Consider the following 19,815-nt stretch of genomic DNA (forward strand, 5'->3'; position numbering starts at 1 on the left):
ATTATTTAAATAATCTTTTATTTTCGTTAGTTTTTAGTTTTTCTCGAAGGTTATTAGGTACCTTAAAGATGTAATTAGAAGATAAATATTGATTCTTTAATAGTGTTAGGATTTGCTCTTCGAATGTCTTTTTAATCGCATCCACAGTACTACGATATTCAATTCTTACCTGATCTATTATACTGGTAATTATACTAGATTTAAAATCGTTTATTCGGTCTTTGATTGGAACATAATTATTAAACCAATCAATCATCTTAGGATATTCATGAAAAACATAACGATATTTAGCAACTAAAAACTTTAAACGATTCTCATCATAAAAACCTTCGCTTTCAATAAAGTTAATGGTCGGTTTTCAAACTACTCTGAAAAAATCACAGTTAGCTAATAAATCGTATTTCAAATAAAAATCGGGAATGTACGGATTTTTACCAAACTTCATATCAAGAGCTTCAAAGAAATTCTTTTTAATTAATATTCCTTGAGTATTAAATGAGTTAGCAAAGATGTAATCAATTGAATTACGGTCAGATAGTTTTTTATCATTCGTAGGAATATCATAAACCCCTTTCATAGGGTTAGATGTTGTAGCAACCATATTTCTCCCTACAATAATCTCAGTAAATTGTTCATTAACTGAAATCATATGCTTAATAGCATCTTGATTAAGAGTGTTTGGTGGTTCTAAAAATAAAAAGAAATGACCTGAAGCATATTTAACTAATTGATCATAAACAAAACCTCTCCCTTTTTGGGTTTGATTTTTATATATTCTTACATTTTGTTCGAATGTTTCAAATCTCTTTAAAACTTGATATGAATTATCCGATGAACTATCGTCAATACAAATAATTTCTATATTCTTATAACTTTGAAATAACGCAGAACTTACTGTGGTTTCTATCGTTTTGGCATTATTATATACAGGTATAAGAATAGAAACTAAGGGGTTTTTTACATGATAAAATTCGGAAGAGCGTGAATTAGTTTCATTCATAACACAAATTGGTTGCTGTATTATTGTTTAATTATAAAAGCATTTTTATTACTTTAAATAGCTTGATTTAAATATTTTTTCTAATAATTTAATATTATTTAAATTATTGTTTTTAATGGCTAGAAAAACTATTTTTCATATTGATTTTGATGCATTTTTTGCTTCAGTTGAAGAAAAATCCAATCCAGAATATATTAATAAACCATTAGTGGTTGGATCTAAATCGCATGGTTCTATTGTTTCTAGCGCTAATTATGTTGCTAGGAATTTCGGGGTTCGTTCGGCAATGCCAATTTTTCAAGCCAAAAAACTTTGTCCTTCATTAATTATTGCTGAAGTAGATTTTTCGAAATATGAAAAAGTATCTGCTTATGTATTTACTTACTTAAGAGATTTTATAACTAAGAAAATAGAAGTAGCTTCAATTGATGAATGTTATTTAGATGTTACAGATATATTAGAAAAAAATAGAAACTTAAGCGCTGTTGAATTAGCAAAAATGATTCAAAGACAAATTTTGGAATTAACTAATTTAACTGTATCTATCGGAATTAGTTCAAATTTATTTTTAGCTAAAATGGCAACAGATCAAAACAAACCTAATGGTGTTTATGAAATCTGGCCTGAAGAAATTAAAGAAAAATTATGACCTATTAACATTAGTAAAATGTATTTAATTGGTTCAAAAAAAATACCTGTTTTAAATGAACTAAATATTAAAAACATCGGTAATTTCGCGCAATTTAAAGATAGAGAAAAATTAATAAGCATCTTTAAGAATATGTACTGAACTCACTACAATCATGCTAATGGTAAGGGGGATGATTTTGTAAATTATGAAAATAGTTCAAGGAAATCCGTTTCAGTTTCAAGAAATATAAGATATATGGTTAGAAACTATGACTCTATTTTAGATATTTTTGATGACTTGTTTGATGAAATTTATCAACGATTAAAAAATCAAAATCTTTTGACTAAAAATGTATCTGTTTCATTAAAGAATAATAAAACAATCTCATTATCTTATTCATTTAAGCAATTCATAGATAAGAGATCGTCTCTTTATAATAAAGCTGTTGAGTTGCTTGATAGACTTCATAATGACGAAATAGTTTCTAATATCGGTATAAGTTTTAACAACATTAAAAAGAAGTATAAATACATCCCTAATATAAATATTTATCAAGAACTTTCCAAAGAACAAAAAGACTTAACCATATTAAAAAAAATCGTCAGCGATATTAACAATGAAACTAATAAAGAATTGCTTAATATTGCCGAAGATTTTGACTATTTTAAATATCAGAAATAAGTTCTTTTATTTCAGATAAATCTTTTTTTAAAAGAGATAAATATCTAAATAAACTTTTGTTGTTTCCATAAGGAATTCCAAGTTTTTTACACAACTTAATTCTTTTTATTTTTGTATCTAGATTTAAAGATAAATATTCTATCCAAGATATAGTTTTCGTATTATCTAAATCAGAACTTATTAAATTATTAAACGCTTTTAAGATAGATTCATTACTAGCTTCAGCAATTCCTTTCTTTTTTGAATCTTTTAGTTCATTTATATCGATAAAAGCTTCTTTATATTTTTTTAACTCTTTAATAAGTCTAGATCGGATTTTTTTACCTTGATAATCTGGGTCTAAAAATAAAATAACACCTTTAGTTAAACTTAATTCCTTAATCAAATTAATTTTTTCATTAGATATTTCGGATCCATTTGTCTCTATCGTTTCGCAATCAAAAATACCTTTAAGTTTAACGGTATCAGTTTTACCTTCTACAATGATTATTTCATTTATTCTAGGTTTTCTAGAATTTTCTTTAAATCTGGTGATTTCGCTCATTCTTGATAAAGTGTATAAACATCACTAATTGAACCACCATTCATATAAGCTTCCAATACTAAGCTATAAAAGTGGTCTAATTTAACAACTTTAAATTGTTTTTTATCTTTAAGATTTTTTGCCGATTGATCAATTGTATCAGTTATATAAATCTCATCGATTTCTTTGTTTTTATAACATTCATCAAATAATTCAATTGCATTTTTATTTAACAATCCATGAGTTGCCATTACTAAAACTTTTTTAGCTCCGTTTTTATGAAGTAATTTAGCTGCAGACATAATCGTTCCACCTGTGTCGATCATATCGTCAACTAAAATACAACATTTGTTAGAAACTTCACCTAAAATATTAATTGATTCAGCAACATTTGGTTTAGGTCTTCTTTTATCAATAATAGCTAAAGGAACGTTAATTGATTCAGCTATTTTTCTAGCTCTTTTAACACCACCATAATCAGGTGAAACCACAACTAAATCATCAATTTTATTATTAACCAAAACGTGGCACAACAAAACAAATGAAGCTTTTAAGGTATCAACCGGAATATCAAAGAAACCTTGCGTTTGATCGCTATGAATATCAGTCAATGTAACTCTATCAGCTCCAGCCTTAGTTATTAAATCAGCTACCAATTTAGAAGTTATCGGTTCTCTACCCGCTGATTTACGATCTTGTCTAGCGTAACCATAATAAGGCATTAATGCTGTTATTGATTTAGCTGAAGCGCGTTTAGCAGAATCAATAGCAACTAATAGTTCCATTAAGTTATCATTCACTGGAGAGTTAGTTGATTGTATAAAAATCACATCTTTATTTCTTAAGGTGCAATCTGGTCTAACAAAAATTTCTCCATCAGCAAATCTTTGAATCGTAATGTCACCAGGCTCAATACCTAATCTAGAACAAACAGATTCTGTTAATTTTTTAGAGGCAGATAAGCCAAAGATTATATGATTTGATTTTATATGCATTGTTAATTATTAATATAACAATTTTATATTAATTAATATATCTAGTTAACCAAATTGCAAGTAAAAATAAAGATTTTTATTTAGTCATTTACTGAAATTTAAAAAAAAAAGCGGTGTTTATTTTTTGATTAAATATTTTAGAAGATTTTTAATTTTTTAACATTAGTTTTTATAAAAATTATTAGTTATTTAACAACTAAATATAAGACCTTGTAAAATAAATTAAATATAAAAATATATATCTTTGACAAAGATATATTTTAAATCTAATTAAATATCATTTAAAAACCCATTAATTTGAATTAATGGGTTTTGTTTTAAACATTTATTTAATCTTATTTTCTATGATTTAAGTTTTCTTCTTAATTACTTTTCTTCAATTAGTTATCTTCAACTTTAAATCGAACAGAAACTATTATTAATTTCTATATGAATAATTGTCTTATTGTCGCTAATTAAACGAATTTATGAAAGGATATTCATATCTATTTTCTTAAAGATAGAATTCCCTATTGCTATACTCATTACCATTATTATCAATGATAAAATGCCGCGAACCAAAGGAATAAGAAACTACTAAAACTGCAGCTAAAATCGCAATCCCTCTTAGCATGCCGATATTTTCTAATATTAAGAAATGACTATTCATATCTAATTTGTATTTAATGAACCATTTTTTATAGCTATAGGCATTACATAAATTTATGAAACTATGAAAATAGTAAATATTGTTACAGCTATTATAATCATGGATATAAGATAAGTATCTTTAGTAGAATCTGTAGATTTCAGAGAATCACCATTAAATACAACTACTTTAACAAGTATTAATACAATATATATTAATTCTATCAACGTTGAAATGATCATACATATCAGAATTGATATGCAACTTGACGCTAAATTTTTAGTCTGACTTTTTAAAAAGTTTTATTTAAATCTTTTTAATTGATTGCAAATTTAATAAAAGTTAAATTATGCTTTTCAATCAGATATTAATTGACCATTTTCATCTTTCATTTTTCCGCATATAGCTAAGACAAAATCAATCATTGCTCAAATTCCTAATCCACCTGCGGTTAATAATTTAGCTATACCTAAACCGATACGTCCAGCATAGAATCTATCAACGCCTAGCCCTCCTAGAAAAAACGATAATAAAGATAAAACAAGTCTACTTTTTTGACTCATAAATTATTTTCTCCAATAAATAATTAAATTCTTATTAATTTGGATTCAGATAAATCTAAATTAAATAAATATGTTAATTTCTTTAACACACACAAATTATATATATATATATATATATAATTGCAAGTCATAAGATCGATTTTAAGCAAAAATGCTCGATTATTTTAATAAAAAAGGTACACCTTAGTGTACCTTTTATTTAGATTTTTGATTCTCTTAATTATCTTAGTTTAGAGAATACAAATGTTTTCTTAGATTGATTTAATAATTCGCCTGTTGCTTGTTTTTTAGAAGAAGCTAATAATGCGCTAGCGTGACTTAAAGCGTTATTATTTCCTTCAATAGTTAATACAGGTAATAATTTAGCATCAGCATCGATTTTAGTTTTAAAAGTTGTTAATTCGTTACCTTTAATTACTCATCTATCTTTAGAATCTAATAAAGTAGAAGTACCAGCTAAAATTTTAACGTATTGATCTAAGATAGATTGTTTATTGGTATCAGTCACTGTAACTAATGCAGATGATTCAATTTGCTTAGGTTCATTTGATGCAGTTGCAGTAGCAGTTGCTTCTGCGCTAGTTCCTGAATCACCTGACATTGTTGTTACTCCAGCACCACCTGCACCAGCTTCACCTGCAGCTGCAGGATCCGCTCTTAATGTTGAAGCTCTAGAAGCAGGAGTCATTGATTCCATACCCATCATATTGACATTGTTTACATCTGCGCCAGTTGATACAGAAGCACTAGCATCTGCTTCAGCTGTTGACTTAGTTTTTTTAAATAAATCAGCTAAATCTGGTAAATATGCTAATCCTGCGTTTGATAATGAAACACCGTTGTTAGCTAATGAAGCTAGGTTATTTCAACCGTATCCATAGAATCCATTATACACCTTACCATCTTTAATAGCTTTTAAAGTTGAATATACAGCAACATCTAACGCTTTAACAGTTGAGAAAGCGATGGTTTTTCCTCCAGGAGCGCCTTGTAAAGCTTGAGTAGTTGCTAAATTTTCTTGAGCAGTATCAACACCGATTAATTGAGCTTTGTGTTGTTCTTTTTTAGATAAAATAGCTGATTGACTTAAAGCTGTTTGAGGACCAGCAACTGGATAAACTAATGAAGCACCGTTATCTAATAAACCATCAGTAATTGTTGTAGCTTTTTGTTCAGTGTTACTGAATGATCCTGATACATCAGCAGCTAAACTATCACGAGCTCCATCATTTTGTGTTTTATTAGAACTTATTCAAGATAATTTTTTAAATCCTTTAACTTTTGGTTGAACGTATTCATTAAAGAATATAGCACCTAATCTAAATCCATTTAAGAAACTAACTGTAGAAGGAAGAGCTAATCCAACAAATGAACCAATTCCATATGTTTCTTTTCCATCTACCATTACAGTTTTGAAGAAACCAGAATTTTTATTTACTAAAACTCCAGCAGCAATACCAGTTAAGAAAGCAGCGCTTTCAGTTTGGAAAGTTATAGCTGAAATATTAGTACCGTTTGTTTTAGAAATAACACCATCAACGAAAATAAATCCAAAGTCTTTAAATTCATTGTAATAAGCAGTGTTATCTAGAATCTTATTTAAAGCAGATTCTTGATTAAACCCAGTAGCTACAGCAACTAAAGAACCTTCATTTTTAATTTGTCTGTAAGTGTTGATTCTCTTATCATCAGTATCACCAGGTCTCTTTCATAAACCATCGTTTACTGAAATACTACTACTATTAGCTTGTGGAATGTCAATCATTAATTCTTTTTTATAGAAATCTCTAATTCCATTAAAAGAACTTTCAGAGAATGATTGGTCAGCTAAAGTTGATGAATCATTAGATACTACCAACTGAACTGAAGATTTATAAGAAAGTGAAGCTCCACAAGATGCTAGAGTAGCTCCTGCGATTGAAGCAGCACCTGCGATCCCTAAAGCAGTTGTTATTTTTTTAACTTTAGTTTTATTTTTCATAAATTATCGTATGTACCTTCAAATATTTACTTAATCTTATTATATATATTAATGCGATAAATTAACCAAAACTTTTTTAAAAACATTAAATATTGGTTATTTATTACTAATATAATCCAATAATTTTCTTTGAATACTTTGGCATAATCACAAATTATATATCTAGTTTTATTGTTAATTTAGATTGAGACAAAATAATATCTAATATGCTTTATTAATAAAGAAATTTGAATATCAATTTAATTAAATAAAATAGTTTTTAATTTCAATAAATGTGTTTTTCTTTCTTTTTAAATGCGAGATATATAGATCTAATAGTAAGATCAGAATTAAAAAAATAAGATCATTTCTAAATTTAGATATTTTTCAATTATAACTATTACATAGTTAATAAACACAACTAGATCATTGAGCTATGAAAACTTATTTAAATTTATTAGAAAAAGTAAAAAACGAAGGTGAAATTAAAAAAGATCGAACTGATACTGGCACTATCTCTTACTTTGGTACACAAGCTAGGTATGATTTAAGAGAAGGGTTTCCATTGCTAACAACAAAAAAGATGGCTTGAAAAGCTATTTGCCATGAATTGTTGTGATTTCTTAAAGGTGATACGAATATTAAATACTTAGTTGATCGCAATGTTAATATCTGAAATGAATGACCTTACGAGATTTTTAAAAAATCTAATGATTATAATCAAGAAAGCTTAAAAGAATTTGTAGAAAAAATAAAAAACGACGGTAAATTTGCTGAAAAATACGGAAAATTGGGTCCGGTTTATGGAAAACAATGACGCGATTTTTTTGGTATTGATCAAATAAAATGAGTTGTTGATGAAATTAAGAAAAATCCGTTTTCAAGAAGATTAATTGTAAGCGCTTGAAATCCAGCAGAAATTAAAGATATGGCATTACCCCCTTGTCATAGTTTTTTTCAATTTTTCGTGAATGAAAAAAGGGAATTATCACTTCAACTATACCAAAGAAGTGGTGATATGTTTCTAGGCGTCCCTTTTAATATAGCTTCGTATAGTTTGTTACTCTTAATGGTAGCTCAAGTAAGCGATTTAAAAGTCGGTGAATTTATTCATACAATTGGCGATACTCATATTTATTTAAATCATATTGATCAGGTAAATATTCAATTAAAAAGACAACCAAAAAAATCACCTAAAGTTATTTTGAATCCTGAAATAAAAGATATCTTCAAATTTACGTTTGAAGATATCACTTTAGAAGACTATGAATACGATGAAGCAATTAAAGCTAAGGTGGCCGTCTAATGATTAAATTAATTGTAGCTGTTGATCAAAATAACCTTATTGGCGATAAAGATAAAATGCCATGGCATATTAAAGAAGAATTTGTTCATTTTAGAAATACAACTATTCATCATGCATTATTATTCGGTAAGAGAACTTTATTGGGTTTAAAGTCAAAACTTAAAAATCGCAAAATTTATGTTTTAAGTAACGTTGATCAACCTATGGCTGATCATACAATCCATAATGATAAGGAATTGTTAGATTTATTTAACGAATATAAAGATAGCGAAAAAATTCTCTTTATAGCAGGCGGTAAATCAGTTTATGAAAAATATTATATGTACGCTGACGAGATCATAATATCTAGAATTAAAAATTCATATAAAGGAGATGTTTATCTTAATTTAGATCTAAGTAATTACCGATTAATAAAAACGATAGATTTTAACGAATTCACCGTCGAATATTGAAATAAAAATTCTTCCAATAATAACTTAAATCCTAATGCTATTTCTTGAGATGAATATTTTATGATGTTAGCTAAAACATCAGCAATGCGTTCAAAAGATCCATCAACTCAAGTTGGTGCATGTGTGGTTAATGATAAAAAATACGTAATAGGCTTAGGGTATAACGGAATGCCTAAAGGTTTAGATAACATCTTTCCTTGAAAAAGGGAAGATGAAGACCCTTCAAAGACTAAATACCCTTATGTAATTCATGCTGAAATAAACGCTATTTTAAATACTAGTACTATTATTAAAGATTGCACTCTTTATACAAACTTGTTTCCTTGTTCTAATTGCGCAAAAACTATTGTTCAGAGTGGAATTATTGAAGTTGTTTATGAAGATAATAAATACGAACACTTGCCTGATAATAAGATATCAACATTCATTTTGGAAAGCGCTGGAATTAAATTAAGGCAACATAAGACCAGTCATAAAATAATTAAAGAAAATAGTTAGTTTTGTTTAATATTTTTTTAAAAATACGCGGTAAAATAGCTATTTTTTCAAAAATTAATATATTAAAACAATAATAGATTTATTTAGAAAATTCATTTTCAAATCATTCTAGTATTACTTGATATGAATGATTTATTAATTCTTCTTTATTAAGAATTAATTCTTTATTATTTTTCTTATCAAATACTTTAAAACGATAATCCACTTTATCTAAAACATGATCTGATAATTGATCATCTAACTTTTTATTCAATTCATTTAACTTTACATAGTCTGATATGACTTTGTAAATTTTTAAATTTTTAAAGTTGTTGATATGACACACTTGAGCTATTGCACAAGCTTCCATTTCTAATACATCAATAGGTATATTAAGTTTCGAAATTATTGCTTCGTAGTTAAAACGATTTATAAAACTATCGGTTGTTAAACAAGTATAACTTCCGTTTTTTAATTCGTATGATGCTGGTAGTTTTGGTATTTGTCCAAACTCGTAATTAAAATAAGTAACATCTACATCGCCATAAACCAATTTATTTATTTCAATTAATTCAGCTGGTTTTAATTGATGATTTATTGATCCAGAAATTCCAATATTAATAATATTTTTATAACAATCCAGATCAATTATATGCTGAGTGCAACTTGCTGCGTTTGTTTTACCGATACCAGAAATAGCAATATCTACATCACCAATTTTTTCAGAACTGTAAATGAAATTAGAATTACTATTCTTTTTATAGTCGTATTGTTTGAATATTAAATCAACTTCATCGAACATTGCGGCTATAATTATATATTTTTTGTTTGGGTTATTTTTGTTCGTTTTTCATTTGAACATATTTCCTAATTTGATCATGAGTTAATTGAAATGCTTGATGAATATTTTTATAAGCTAAAGCTTTAGCTTTATTAATTTTAAAGTAACGATTAATATCTTGTTTCACTCTATGAGATTCTAATTTATCAGCTAAATAAACAATTTTTTCCAATGGAGTGGGTTCTTCTGTATTTATTATTGTGTGATAATAAATCGAATTAAGTAATTCTTCATCTTGATATCCAAATTGATTTTTTAAAATTCAAGCTGCTACATATCCATGTAGGACTCTGTGGTCAGAATCGTTTTCATAAGGTTCAGGATTAATATTTTTATCGAATTTATCACGATAATATAGCATAGTTTTTTCATCTAATTCTTTAGCTAAATCATGATAACAGCCAGCAATATATGCTTTTTGACTTAAATTTGGATAATTAAAATGAGCAAATCTTCTGGCTAAATTACCGACCCTAAGGCAGTGTTCGTATCTTGTTGAAGATTTTAAAAAATGTTCTAATCGATCAGTAATATATAGACCATTATCATTTATATAATCAAGATTTGTTTCATCTATACAATTAATTACTTGTGTTCCGTTTCTAATATTAGTTGATGAAATATCTAAATTTTCGCCATCGATTTTTAAAAAATTAAATTTTTTAATATTTTCATGATCTTTGAATTCATTATTTCTTAAATAATAAAGCATTTGACAATCTTTTGCCATTGTTTCAGCTTCATCTCATAAGTGAAATTTTTCTAGATTATCACTACCGATTAAAAAATAAATTTGAGCATCTTGAAATTTTTCTTTGAAATATTTAACTGTTAAATATGATTTCTCATTTTGAATGTTCAATTCATATCAATTAAAGTGAAATTTATCGTTCTTTTTAACGATATTTTGAATCATTCTTTTACGATGAATGTCACTAATTTTAAAAGCCTCTTTAAAAGTTGATTTATAGGTTGGAACAAAATAAATTCGATCAGCATTTAATTGTTCTAATGCTTTTGTTGCTATGTGAACATGTCCATTATGAATCGGATTAAAACTACCACCAAAAATTATTATTTTTTTCATTTTTCTATACCTATTAAATCAAATTACTAATTAATAAACAATCTCTTATTTTATCTTTCTTATAAACTTCAATCTTCTTGATTCCCTTATTTAATTTAATTAAACAAACTCCATTAATTAGTAAATTATTTTGGGAATTATTTAAATCATAAGAACTAAAGTTATCGTTAGTCAGATAATTAAATTCTGTTAAATCACTGAATATATTATTGATTTTTTTATCAATTGTTTGTTCGTTATTAACTGATGTTCGATGAATTCTAAGTGCAGTTGGACAATAAAAAGTAATCGATGTTTTATCAATATTTTCATCTAAATAAACTTTTAATTTAATAAAGTCTTCGCAATAAAAAATTTGATTAGAACTGATTTGGAATGTTATAGGATTTTTTCATTGATGAGATATCAATCTTTTAATGCGCTTAGAATCTAATTCATAAAGTCCATTAGATTCATCTAAATAACCAGGGGTATCCAACAAACACAAACCACGCTTTTTAATCTGGTTTATTTTTAGTGTTGTATTTAAATAAGGTGAAGTTGTTAAGAATTCCTTTTTATCAATATCATTTAGCTTTAATAATTTATTTATTAACGATGATTTACCAACATTTGATTGACCTAAAAATACCGCTTTTTTACGGTTAATATGCGCTTTTTTTACTAGTTCATCTATCTTTCTTAAATCATAAGAAAGATAGATAGAATTAAATAAAATTTGACTATACTGTAATTCAATTCCATTGTGTTTGAGATTATTTATAATCTTTTCTTTAATTTGTTCAAGATTATTTTTTTTAGCTAAATAATCAATCTTATTAAATATAAGATAAAAACGATAAGAATTAATTAAGCGTTTTATTGTTTCTAGATCAAAGATAAAATTAGTTGGATCAACTAGATAAAAAACACAATAATTTTTTAGTTCTAATGTTTTTAGGTAGTCATCAATATCTTGTTTAACAACAATCTTTTTTTCATCAACTTTTTTATAATGTTTGAACTGAAAACAACGTTTACATAATTCAAAACGATTGATATCAACACAATAACCTAAATCATTAACGTTATCCGAAAGATAATTACCACACCCCTGACACTTCTTATTCATAAATTATTTTATTTAAGAAATAGTTTTTAAATTCTTGTTTTAAATCAAGATATTCTGAAGATAAATTTCCTAGAATTATCTTATTTAATTCTAGATTAACTAATTCATAATCATTATTTAAGCCGTATAAGCTTGATTTTTCTGTGTTTAGCAAGAACGCTTTTACTAGTGGAGTTTTATTTTTAGATAATCCTAGATTTTTTCCTTGAGTCGCTCTTGCTTGATTATCAATTAAAGAAACTTTTAGTTTTTTTAATTGGTTGTTTTTAACTAAAACTAATTGATCAATTGATGAATTGATTACATCAAAACCTACAATATAGTCATCATTTTTTAGTTTGATAGCTCTTACACCCATTGATTTTAACCCTGTCGGATTAACTTCATTTGCAAAGAATCTTAACGCGTAAGCATTTTTAGTAACCAAAACAATTTCAGCTTTTTGATCACTTAATAAATTAGCACACACCAATTCATCATTATCCTTCAAGCTCATGCAAGTTGTCGGCTTGGTTGATTTTATCTGATCAAGATCAGATAATGCAATTTGCTTAATCATTCCGAATTTAGATAATAAAACAACATGATCGTTATTATCTTTTATCTCGATTAATTTAATGATTTTTTCATTATCTTTAATCGTAGTTAATTCGTTAATATCCATCCCGATTTCGCGTGGTTTAGCTTCCTTAATCTTATGAGCATTAAGCACAACAACATTACCATAGTTGGTAATAAAAGCTACTTTGCTTAATGAACTAACTTTAATTAGATCGCTTAGATCATCATCTTGTTTTATCTTAAATGTTGATAAGTTTAAATTTTTGTAGTTATCAACATTTAAAGCTTTAATTAAGCCATCAGCAGAACTTAATAGATATAATTCTTTTTTCTCGATAATCTCTGATTCATCGATCACAATCTTTTCAATATTTCCGCCAATAACAGATCGTCTTTTAGTGTTAAATAATTTCTTATAACCTCTTAAAATATCTTTTAGATGTTGATTTAATGCATCTTGATTATTTAACAATATTTGGTGTTGTTTAATTCTTTCATCTAAAGTTTGTTTTTCTTCTTTTAATAGAACAACATCAGTATTAGTTAAGCGGTATAAACGCAATGAAACGATCGCTTCTGCTTGAATAATGCTAAATTTATATTTAGCCACTAAATTATTAATAGCATCCTGTTTGTCTTTTGATTTTTTAATAATAGCTACAATCTCATCAATAATACTAGTAGCCTTAATCAAACCATCAATTACTTCAACGCGCTTAAGATCTTTTTTAAGATCAAAACCAATCCCATTTCTTAAAACTGTATAAGCATGACTTAAATAACTATCTAAATAGTTAAATATCGACATTTGAATTGGTTTTTTATTATCAATTACGATATTATTAAAATTGTAATTAATTTGTAATTGCGTATATTTATATAAGTAATTTTTAATGATGTCTAAAACTTTATCATCTTTTGTGTTAGTTTGTAATAAGATTCTGATTCCAAAGCGATCAGATTCATCTCTCACCTCAACTAGTTGAGGTAATTTATTAGCCTCAATAATTTCTTCGATTGAACGAATAATGCTTGATTTGTTTGTTTCAAAAGGGATATCAGTAATTACCAAGTTTTTATTTTCATTAATGATATTAGCTCTAATCGCAATCTTTCCTTTACCAGTTAGATAAGCGTTTCTAATACCATCGTCATCTAAAATAATTCCCCCTGTAGGAAAATCTGGTCCAGGCATAATTTTAAGAATTGAATCTAACTTACAGTTAGGTGAATCAATTCTTAAAATGATTACATCAATTAATTCTTTTAAGTTGAATGGCGGAATGTTAGTTGCATAACCAGCCGCAATACCAGTAGAGCCATTAACCAACAAATTAGGTAACAAAGTAGGTAAAATAGTTGGTTCAACTTCGCTATCATCGAAATTATTCATAAAGCTAACGGTATCTTTATGAATGTTATCAAGCATTAGATTGCCATATTGAGATAATCTAGCTTCAGTATATCTCATAGCAGCAGCATTATCCCCATCAATCGATCCGTTGTTTCCTTGCATATCGATTGATGGTATATTATTTTTTCAACTTTGCGTCATTCTTACTAACGCTTCGTAAATTGATGAATCACCATGAGGATGAAATTTCCCAATAACTTCACCTACAGTAGCTGCTGATTTTCGGTATGGTTTGTTATAAAACAAACCAAGATTATACATCCCGTATAATACTCTTCTTTGAACTGGTTTTAAACCATCCCGAATATCGGGTAAGGCTCTTTCTTGGATAATGTACTTAGCATATCTGCCAAAGCTAAGTGACATGATATCATCCAAGTCTTTTTTAAATATCTTTTTTTTATCCATTATTCTTCAACACTAAAATCAACATTTTCGTTTATTCAATTTTTTCTGATAGCAGCATCATCACCCATAAGGATAGCAACTTTTCTTTCTGCTTGAACTGCGTTAGCAATTGATACTTGAATCAATTGTCGCTTTGCCGGATCCATTGTAGTTTCTCATAATTGTTCAGAATTCATTTCACCTAAACCTTTATATCGTTGAACTTCATATGATGAACCATATTTTTCTTTAAGTTCTTCAAGTTGATATTCATCTCAAGCAAAGGCTGATTTAGACGAATTTTTAGCGCTAATTTTATATAGTGGAGCTAAGGCGATATAGATCTTTCCTTGTTCAATCAATTGACGCATATAACGATAAAAGAAAGTAAGCAATAAAACTTGAATATGAGCTCCGTCGGTATCAGCATCTGTCATAATCACGATCTTATGGTATTTAAGATTTTTAATGTTGAAATTATTTCCGATACCGCAACCTAAACAAGTAATAATCGATAAGATTTCTTCGTTTTTTAAAAGATCTTGTAAGCGTGACTTTTCGACATTAACAACTTTACCTCTAAGCGGTAAAATAGCTTGAAAACGCTTGTCGCGTCCTGATTTGGCTGTTCCTCCAGCTGAATCACCCTCAACTAAAAAAATTTCGTTTAGTTCTGGTTTTTTTAGTTGAGCTGGAGTTAGTTTACCGTATAAAACTCTTTCAGTTTTAGCACTTTTAAGCTTCTTGGTATTTTCTTTAGCTTTTTTAGCGGCATCTCTTGCTTCTTTAATTAATTTAAAACGATCAATTAATTGTTTAGCATCAGTTTTGTTTTCTTCTAAAAAATAAAACAACTGTTGACTTAAGATTTTTTGAACAGCATTTTTTGCTTCTTGAGTAAATAGTTTATTCTTTGTCTGCCCTTCGTATGCAATAATTTTCTCAGGAACTTTAACACTTAAAACTACACTTAAACCTTCTTTTATATCTGTTCAATCAAAACCTTTATCTTTTTGATTAATTAGTTTGTATTTTTTAGAGTAGTCATTTATTGTTTCTAGCATTGCTTGCTTGAAACCATTTTCATGACTTCCTCCCTCGATCGTTTTTACTGAGTTAGCAAATGAAACGATTATTTCAGATTCATTATCTGTGTATTGAAAACAACCATCGACTTCGATTTTTTCGTAATCACCTTTAAAAGCAATTAGTTTGGAAATCGCTTTCTTATTTTCATTAATGTATTTTATATATTCTAAAATACCATCTTTAGCAATAAATGTTTCAGATAATTCAGGCTTGTTTTCATCTACAAAAACAATTTTTAAGCCTTTAAATAAAAACGCTGATTCATGTAATCTTTCTTTGATGATTGAAGAATTGAACTGAGTGTTTTTAAAGATTGTTTTATCAGGTCAAAATTGCACGATAGTTCCGTGTTTTGTTGATGATGCAATTTTCTTTAACGGTTGAACAATCTTTCCTCCGTTTTCATAAATTGATTCATACATTCCACCATCACGATGAACTGTAACTATTAATTTTGATGATAATGCATTGACAACTGAAGCCCCAACCCCATGCAGACCGCCTGACACTTTATAAGCTTGATCGTCAAACTTACCACCTGCATGTAATACTGTATAAACTGTATCAACAGTTGATAAGTTTGTGCTTGGGTTTTTACCAACAGGTATTCCTCTACCATTATCAGTAACAATAATCGAACCATCCTTTTTATGAACAACTTCGATTTTGTTAGCTGAACCATTTAATGCTTCATCTACAGCATTATCAAATAATTCTCACACCAAGTGATGCAACCCTCTAATATCAGTTGATCCGATATACATCCCTGGTCTTTTTCTAACTGGTTCTAATCCTTTTAGAACCTTAATATTCGTCTCATTATAATTCGATGCCATAAATGTACTATATAAAACAAATACTTTTAATGATCTAGTCATTAAAAGTATTACAAAAGATTCATTTTGATTATTTAGAACCTATAACTTCATCATTTAAGATTTTAGATATTGTTACTTTGATTTTTTTACCTTCAGGAATTTGAATCTTTTCTTTAGTTTTAGGATTAATTCCCATTCTAGGTTTAGTTATTTGAACTTTGAATTTACCAATATCAAATAGTCTTACTTCACCAGTAGTAGCTAATTCTTTAGCTAAAACTTTTTGTAAAGAAGTAATTACTAAACGAATGTCTTGAACTCTTAGATTAGTATCGTCAGCAATTTCTTTAAGATATTCAGCTGCACTTAATGTTTTGATCTTTGCCATAGTATATATATTTTATTAAATTTTAGATTATCCGATTTGTTTTGTTAATTTTATTTCTGGGTTTCAACTTAATTGATCTTGTGCCATCTTTTGATGAAAGATGTCAATAGTAGCTGCTTTTTTATTTCTGTAGAAGTCATTGTATTGACTTTTTTTAGTTGAACTAGTTTGTTCGCTTGTTAATTCTCTAGTTGTATTTTCATCTACTCTTTTTTCAATTGTAACTAGCTTAAGATTTTCTGTTATTCTTTCTTTCTTTTTAACCTCACTTTGTTGATATAAATCAACATATTCATCTTGATTTTTCTTAATTTGATTTATATTAATTTTACCGTTAATTTCAATATTTTCTGCTTCGTCTTCATTATTCGGAGTTGAATTAATTCTTTGTTTAATACTCGCTAATAATTTAGGGTATTTTCTTTGAATTAATAAGAAATAAGTTAATGTTGTTATACCCATCATTAGAAGGATCGCTGCAATAACTACAACCGGAATAAATCAGCGTTCAATCGATAATTTGAAGTTATTATCAAATGTTAATAATCCCGTATTTGAATCGATTGTTGCATCCTGTTTTACTAAGCTATCTTTAGGTTGTTCTTTTTTAAAGTTAGCTTGAATTTTATTATCTTTTATTGTTAAAAAGCTAAAGATAAAGCTAATATCACCTAATACTGAACTATCTTTGATTTTTACATCAAATGGTAATTGTTTATATTTAGCATCAAAACCGTAAAGATCAAAAATTGCTCGTTTTGTTTCAGTTACAGTTTTTTCGTCATCAAGTAAGCGTCTAATTTCTGTTGGCGTTTTATCAAGTAATGGTGAATTTTTATTGTAATGAGTTTTAATATCATTTACATTAACTGCTTCAAAACCAAAAATATCACGATCAAGTAGATTTAATTGTTTTTCGCCGTATTTTAACTTTATTTTGATGTTAATTAATCCAAGATTTTCATCTGAATTATAAATTAAACTTCAACTCTTATCTTGTGCGATTTTTGATTGATTTTCTAAATTTTTATAAAACTCAGGTATTACTAAAAACTTATTAAAATCATTTCTCATTTCATTCTTAGCATAAACTGAAGCAAAGCTTTCTTGATATTCTTGTTTGTTCATTTCATCGATTAATTTAGCTTCATCGATGTAGATTGGAACAATATTTGAATATATATCAGATTTCTTTTTAAAGTCTGCTAAATTAAAACTTACTAATCCGTCAACATAGATATTACTGTTATAAAAAACATTAAACTTTTGATTCTTTTGATCGTAAATAATGTTTGTTATTTTATCAGAATTAAGTTTGAAAAAGTCGTTTGTATAACTTGAAGCAACATCTTTAAAAGTAGGTGCAGCTAAAATTCTTTCTCTTTCAAAAGGATATAGTATTAAGTTATTTTTTTGTTTATTAACCCCAACGATACCTTCACCTTTAATAAAAATTAAATCTGAAAAGTAATTCTCATTTGGCATTGTTCCGATTTGTCCAAATTGATCGATTGGAGAAATCGAGTAATATCACATTCTTGTAGTGTTGTCGTTAGTGAAATGGTATTGAGCATAAATCGCATTGTGATCAGCATCATAAACCATTGCATTGATTTGTCGGTTAATATCAAAGCTAGCACCACCTGGAACATATGCTCCATTTTTAATATTGATAATTTGTGAACCGACTAAATTATTTTCATCATCAAAAAAGTTGATACCAGTAAATAAAGCGTTGTTGATTGAAAATGATTTAACAATTTTAATTGATGTAAATGCTTTGTTAATTGCTGGAATGTTTTCTACTTCAAAACTACCATTTTGGTTATAAACAACAACTTTTAATTGATTGTCATTAACGCTGAAGCTAACAATTCTAGCATTCTTTATTAAATCATTTCGTTCATCAACTTGAGTTGATAAGTAAGCGGCAACGTTGCTAGCTTTTTCTTGAGTTGCTATAGCTCAAGCATTTGTTTGATCAATTAAACCAGTATCTAAATCAATAGGATAATAAATCGCATTATTTAAATCATCTGATACAACAAAGCCTTTTGTTGGATCGTTATCATCTACAAAATAAAGTTGTTTGTAATCGTTAGATAAAACAATAGATTGTAATTGGTTGTTTAATTCATCATAAACACCAATTGTTGTTTGTTGAATTAATTTTCTTTGTTCTTTATCAAATACAACAGCGTTATTAAGTCTAAGGAAATTTTTTCCTAAGAATAATGTTTTGTCATTGTCAATGTATTTGTATTTAGATAAGTCGTTATCTCATCTTTGAAGTTGTTTTTGATTTTCTTCTTCTACTAATGTAGCAGATTGATTAATTTGAGATGATTTGAATGAATTAGTGCTGTAAGAATTGCCGATTAAACCAGCAGTAACACCTACTGTTGGTAATAATGACAAGCAGCTTAAAAAAAAGATTTTATTAATGCGTTGATTTTTCATACTGAATGCACTTGGCTTTGTGTGAATATTTTAATGATCTAAAAAGTTGTTTTCAAGAGGTTTGTTACATCAATTTTTGTTAATAATATTATTTATATTATTAAGTTTTTGCAATCTGTTTATGTTGATTTTAAGCTTTAAAAATGTAATGATTTTGGTTAGTTTTTATATAGCAAAACCCTTCATATATAATAAGGAAGTAAATTTACCTTTAAATAAGGGTTAAACAAGCAAATTTGAAAAATTTAAAAAAATAAGTTTTTCTTGAATCAATTATCTAAGATATACCTATTTCTTCCTTAATAAAAATTATTATTGACAATAAAATATGAGTTAGCTATTAAGATAAATTGTTTTTAATCTTTCTAAACATAGCCCTTAAACGCTAATAAATAGCCCTTGTAGCGTTTTTATTAAGTAACCTAGTAATTTATACTACTTTT

15 protein-coding genes are annotated in these 19,815 nt (G+C 27.3%); 3 read left to right on the top strand and 12 right to left on the bottom strand.

The window, feature by feature from the left end:
• Position 1: 1 nt before the first annotated feature.
• Positions 2 to 1,000 (bottom strand): glycosyltransferase family 2 protein, encoded by a 999-nt coding sequence (locus NMG68_RS02975; RefSeq protein WP_255034484.1) that lies wholly within the window; start codon positions 998 to 1,000, stop codon positions 2 to 4.
• A 115-nt stretch (positions 1,001 to 1,115) separates the two neighbouring features.
• Here NMG68_RS02975 and NMG68_RS02980 point away from each other — a divergent pair, with 115 nt between their 5' ends.
• On the top strand, positions 1,116 to 2,312 hold the full coding sequence (locus NMG68_RS02980) for a Y-family DNA polymerase (protein WP_255034485.1): 1,197 nt from the start codon (positions 1,116 to 1,118) through the stop codon (positions 2,310 to 2,312).
• Here NMG68_RS02980 and rnmV read toward each other — a convergent pair.
• The 4 genes from rnmV to NMG68_RS03000 all read right to left on the bottom strand — a co-directional run bounded on the left by rnmV (position 2,296) and on the right by NMG68_RS03000 (position 7,002).
• The gene (rnmV, locus tag NMG68_RS02985; RefSeq protein ID WP_255034486.1) at positions 2,296 to 2,856 is read right to left on the bottom strand and encodes a ribonuclease M5; all 561 of its coding nucleotides are present in this window, start codon (positions 2,854 to 2,856) and stop codon (positions 2,296 to 2,298) included. The genes NMG68_RS02980 and rnmV overlap by 17 nt on opposite strands.
• Positions 2,808 to 3,830, bottom strand: coding sequence for a ribose-phosphate diphosphokinase (locus tag NMG68_RS02990; protein ID WP_255034488.1), 1,023 nt, complete (start codon positions 3,828 to 3,830; stop codon positions 2,808 to 2,810). Before NMG68_RS02990 ends, rnmV begins: the two co-directional genes overlap by 49 nt.
• Positions 3,831 to 4,805: 975 nt before the next feature.
• On the bottom strand, positions 4,806 to 5,021 hold the full coding sequence (locus NMG68_RS02995; RefSeq protein WP_255034489.1) for a TM2 domain-containing protein: 216 nt from the start codon (positions 5,019 to 5,021) through the stop codon (positions 4,806 to 4,808).
• A gap of 220 nt (positions 5,022 to 5,241) precedes the next feature.
• Positions 5,242 to 7,002 carry a BMP family lipoprotein gene (locus tag NMG68_RS03000; RefSeq protein WP_255034490.1) on the bottom strand — a complete coding sequence of 587 codons (1,761 nt, stop codon included), beginning with the start codon at positions 7,000 to 7,002 and terminating at the stop codon, positions 5,242 to 5,244.
• A 415-nt stretch (positions 7,003 to 7,417) separates the two neighbouring features.
• On the opposite strand from NMG68_RS03000, the gene NMG68_RS03005 reads away from it, so the two are divergent.
• Positions 7,418 to 8,287, top strand: a complete 870-nt coding sequence (locus tag NMG68_RS03005; protein WP_255034491.1) for a thymidylate synthase — start codon at positions 7,418 to 7,420, stop codon at positions 8,285 to 8,287.
• Positions 8,287 to 9,237, top strand: coding sequence for a dihydrofolate reductase (locus tag NMG68_RS03900; RefSeq protein ID WP_316242947.1), 951 nt, complete (start codon positions 8,287 to 8,289; stop codon positions 9,235 to 9,237). Before NMG68_RS03005 ends, NMG68_RS03900 begins: the two co-directional genes overlap by 1 nt.
• A gap of 79 nt (positions 9,238 to 9,316) precedes the next feature.
• Here NMG68_RS03900 and NMG68_RS03020 read toward each other — a convergent pair whose 3' ends face one another.
• From NMG68_RS03020 to NMG68_RS03050, 7 genes are all read right to left on the bottom strand, one after another.
• Complete coding sequence (locus NMG68_RS03020) at positions 9,317 to 10,078, bottom strand: 5'-methylthioadenosine/S-adenosylhomocysteine nucleosidase family protein (RefSeq protein WP_255034492.1); 762 nt, start codon at positions 10,076 to 10,078, stop codon at positions 9,317 to 9,319.
• Entirely contained in the window at positions 10,050 to 11,144 is a 1,095-nt protein-coding gene (locus tag NMG68_RS03025; RefSeq protein ID WP_255034493.1) for a nicotinate-nucleotide adenylyltransferase, read from the bottom strand. The genes NMG68_RS03020 and NMG68_RS03025 overlap by 29 nt, the downstream gene beginning before the upstream one ends.
• A gap of 13 nt (positions 11,145 to 11,157) precedes the next feature.
• Complete coding sequence (locus NMG68_RS03030; protein ID WP_255034494.1) at positions 11,158 to 12,255, bottom strand: GTPase; 1,098 nt, start codon at positions 12,253 to 12,255, stop codon at positions 11,158 to 11,160.
• Positions 12,248 to 14,638, bottom strand: coding sequence for a DNA topoisomerase IV subunit A (gene parC, locus NMG68_RS03035; RefSeq protein WP_255034495.1), 2,391 nt, complete (start codon positions 14,636 to 14,638; stop codon positions 12,248 to 12,250). Before parC ends, NMG68_RS03030 begins: the two co-directional genes overlap by 8 nt.
• Entirely contained in the window at positions 14,638 to 16,542 is a 1,905-nt protein-coding gene (gene parE, locus NMG68_RS03040) for a DNA topoisomerase IV subunit B (protein WP_255034496.1), read from the bottom strand. The genes parC and parE overlap by 1 nt, the downstream gene beginning before the upstream one ends.
• 70 nt (positions 16,543 to 16,612) lie before the next feature.
• Positions 16,613 to 16,912 (bottom strand): HU family DNA-binding protein, encoded by a 300-nt coding sequence (locus NMG68_RS03045; RefSeq protein WP_255034497.1) that lies wholly within the window; start codon positions 16,910 to 16,912, stop codon positions 16,613 to 16,615.
• Positions 16,913 to 16,939: 27 nt separating this feature from the next.
• A complete protein-coding gene (locus NMG68_RS03050) occupies positions 16,940 to 19,372 on the bottom strand; it encodes a hypothetical protein (protein WP_255034498.1) in 2,433 nt (810 codons plus the stop codon).
• Positions 19,373 to 19,815: the final 443 nt, after the last annotated feature.

The sequence above is a fragment of the Mycoplasma bradburyae genome (genome assembly GCF_024338845.1).
GTDB classification, from domain to species: domain Bacteria; phylum Bacillota_I; class Bacilli_A; order Mycoplasmatales; family Mycoplasmoidaceae; genus Mycoplasmoides; species Mycoplasmoides bradburyae.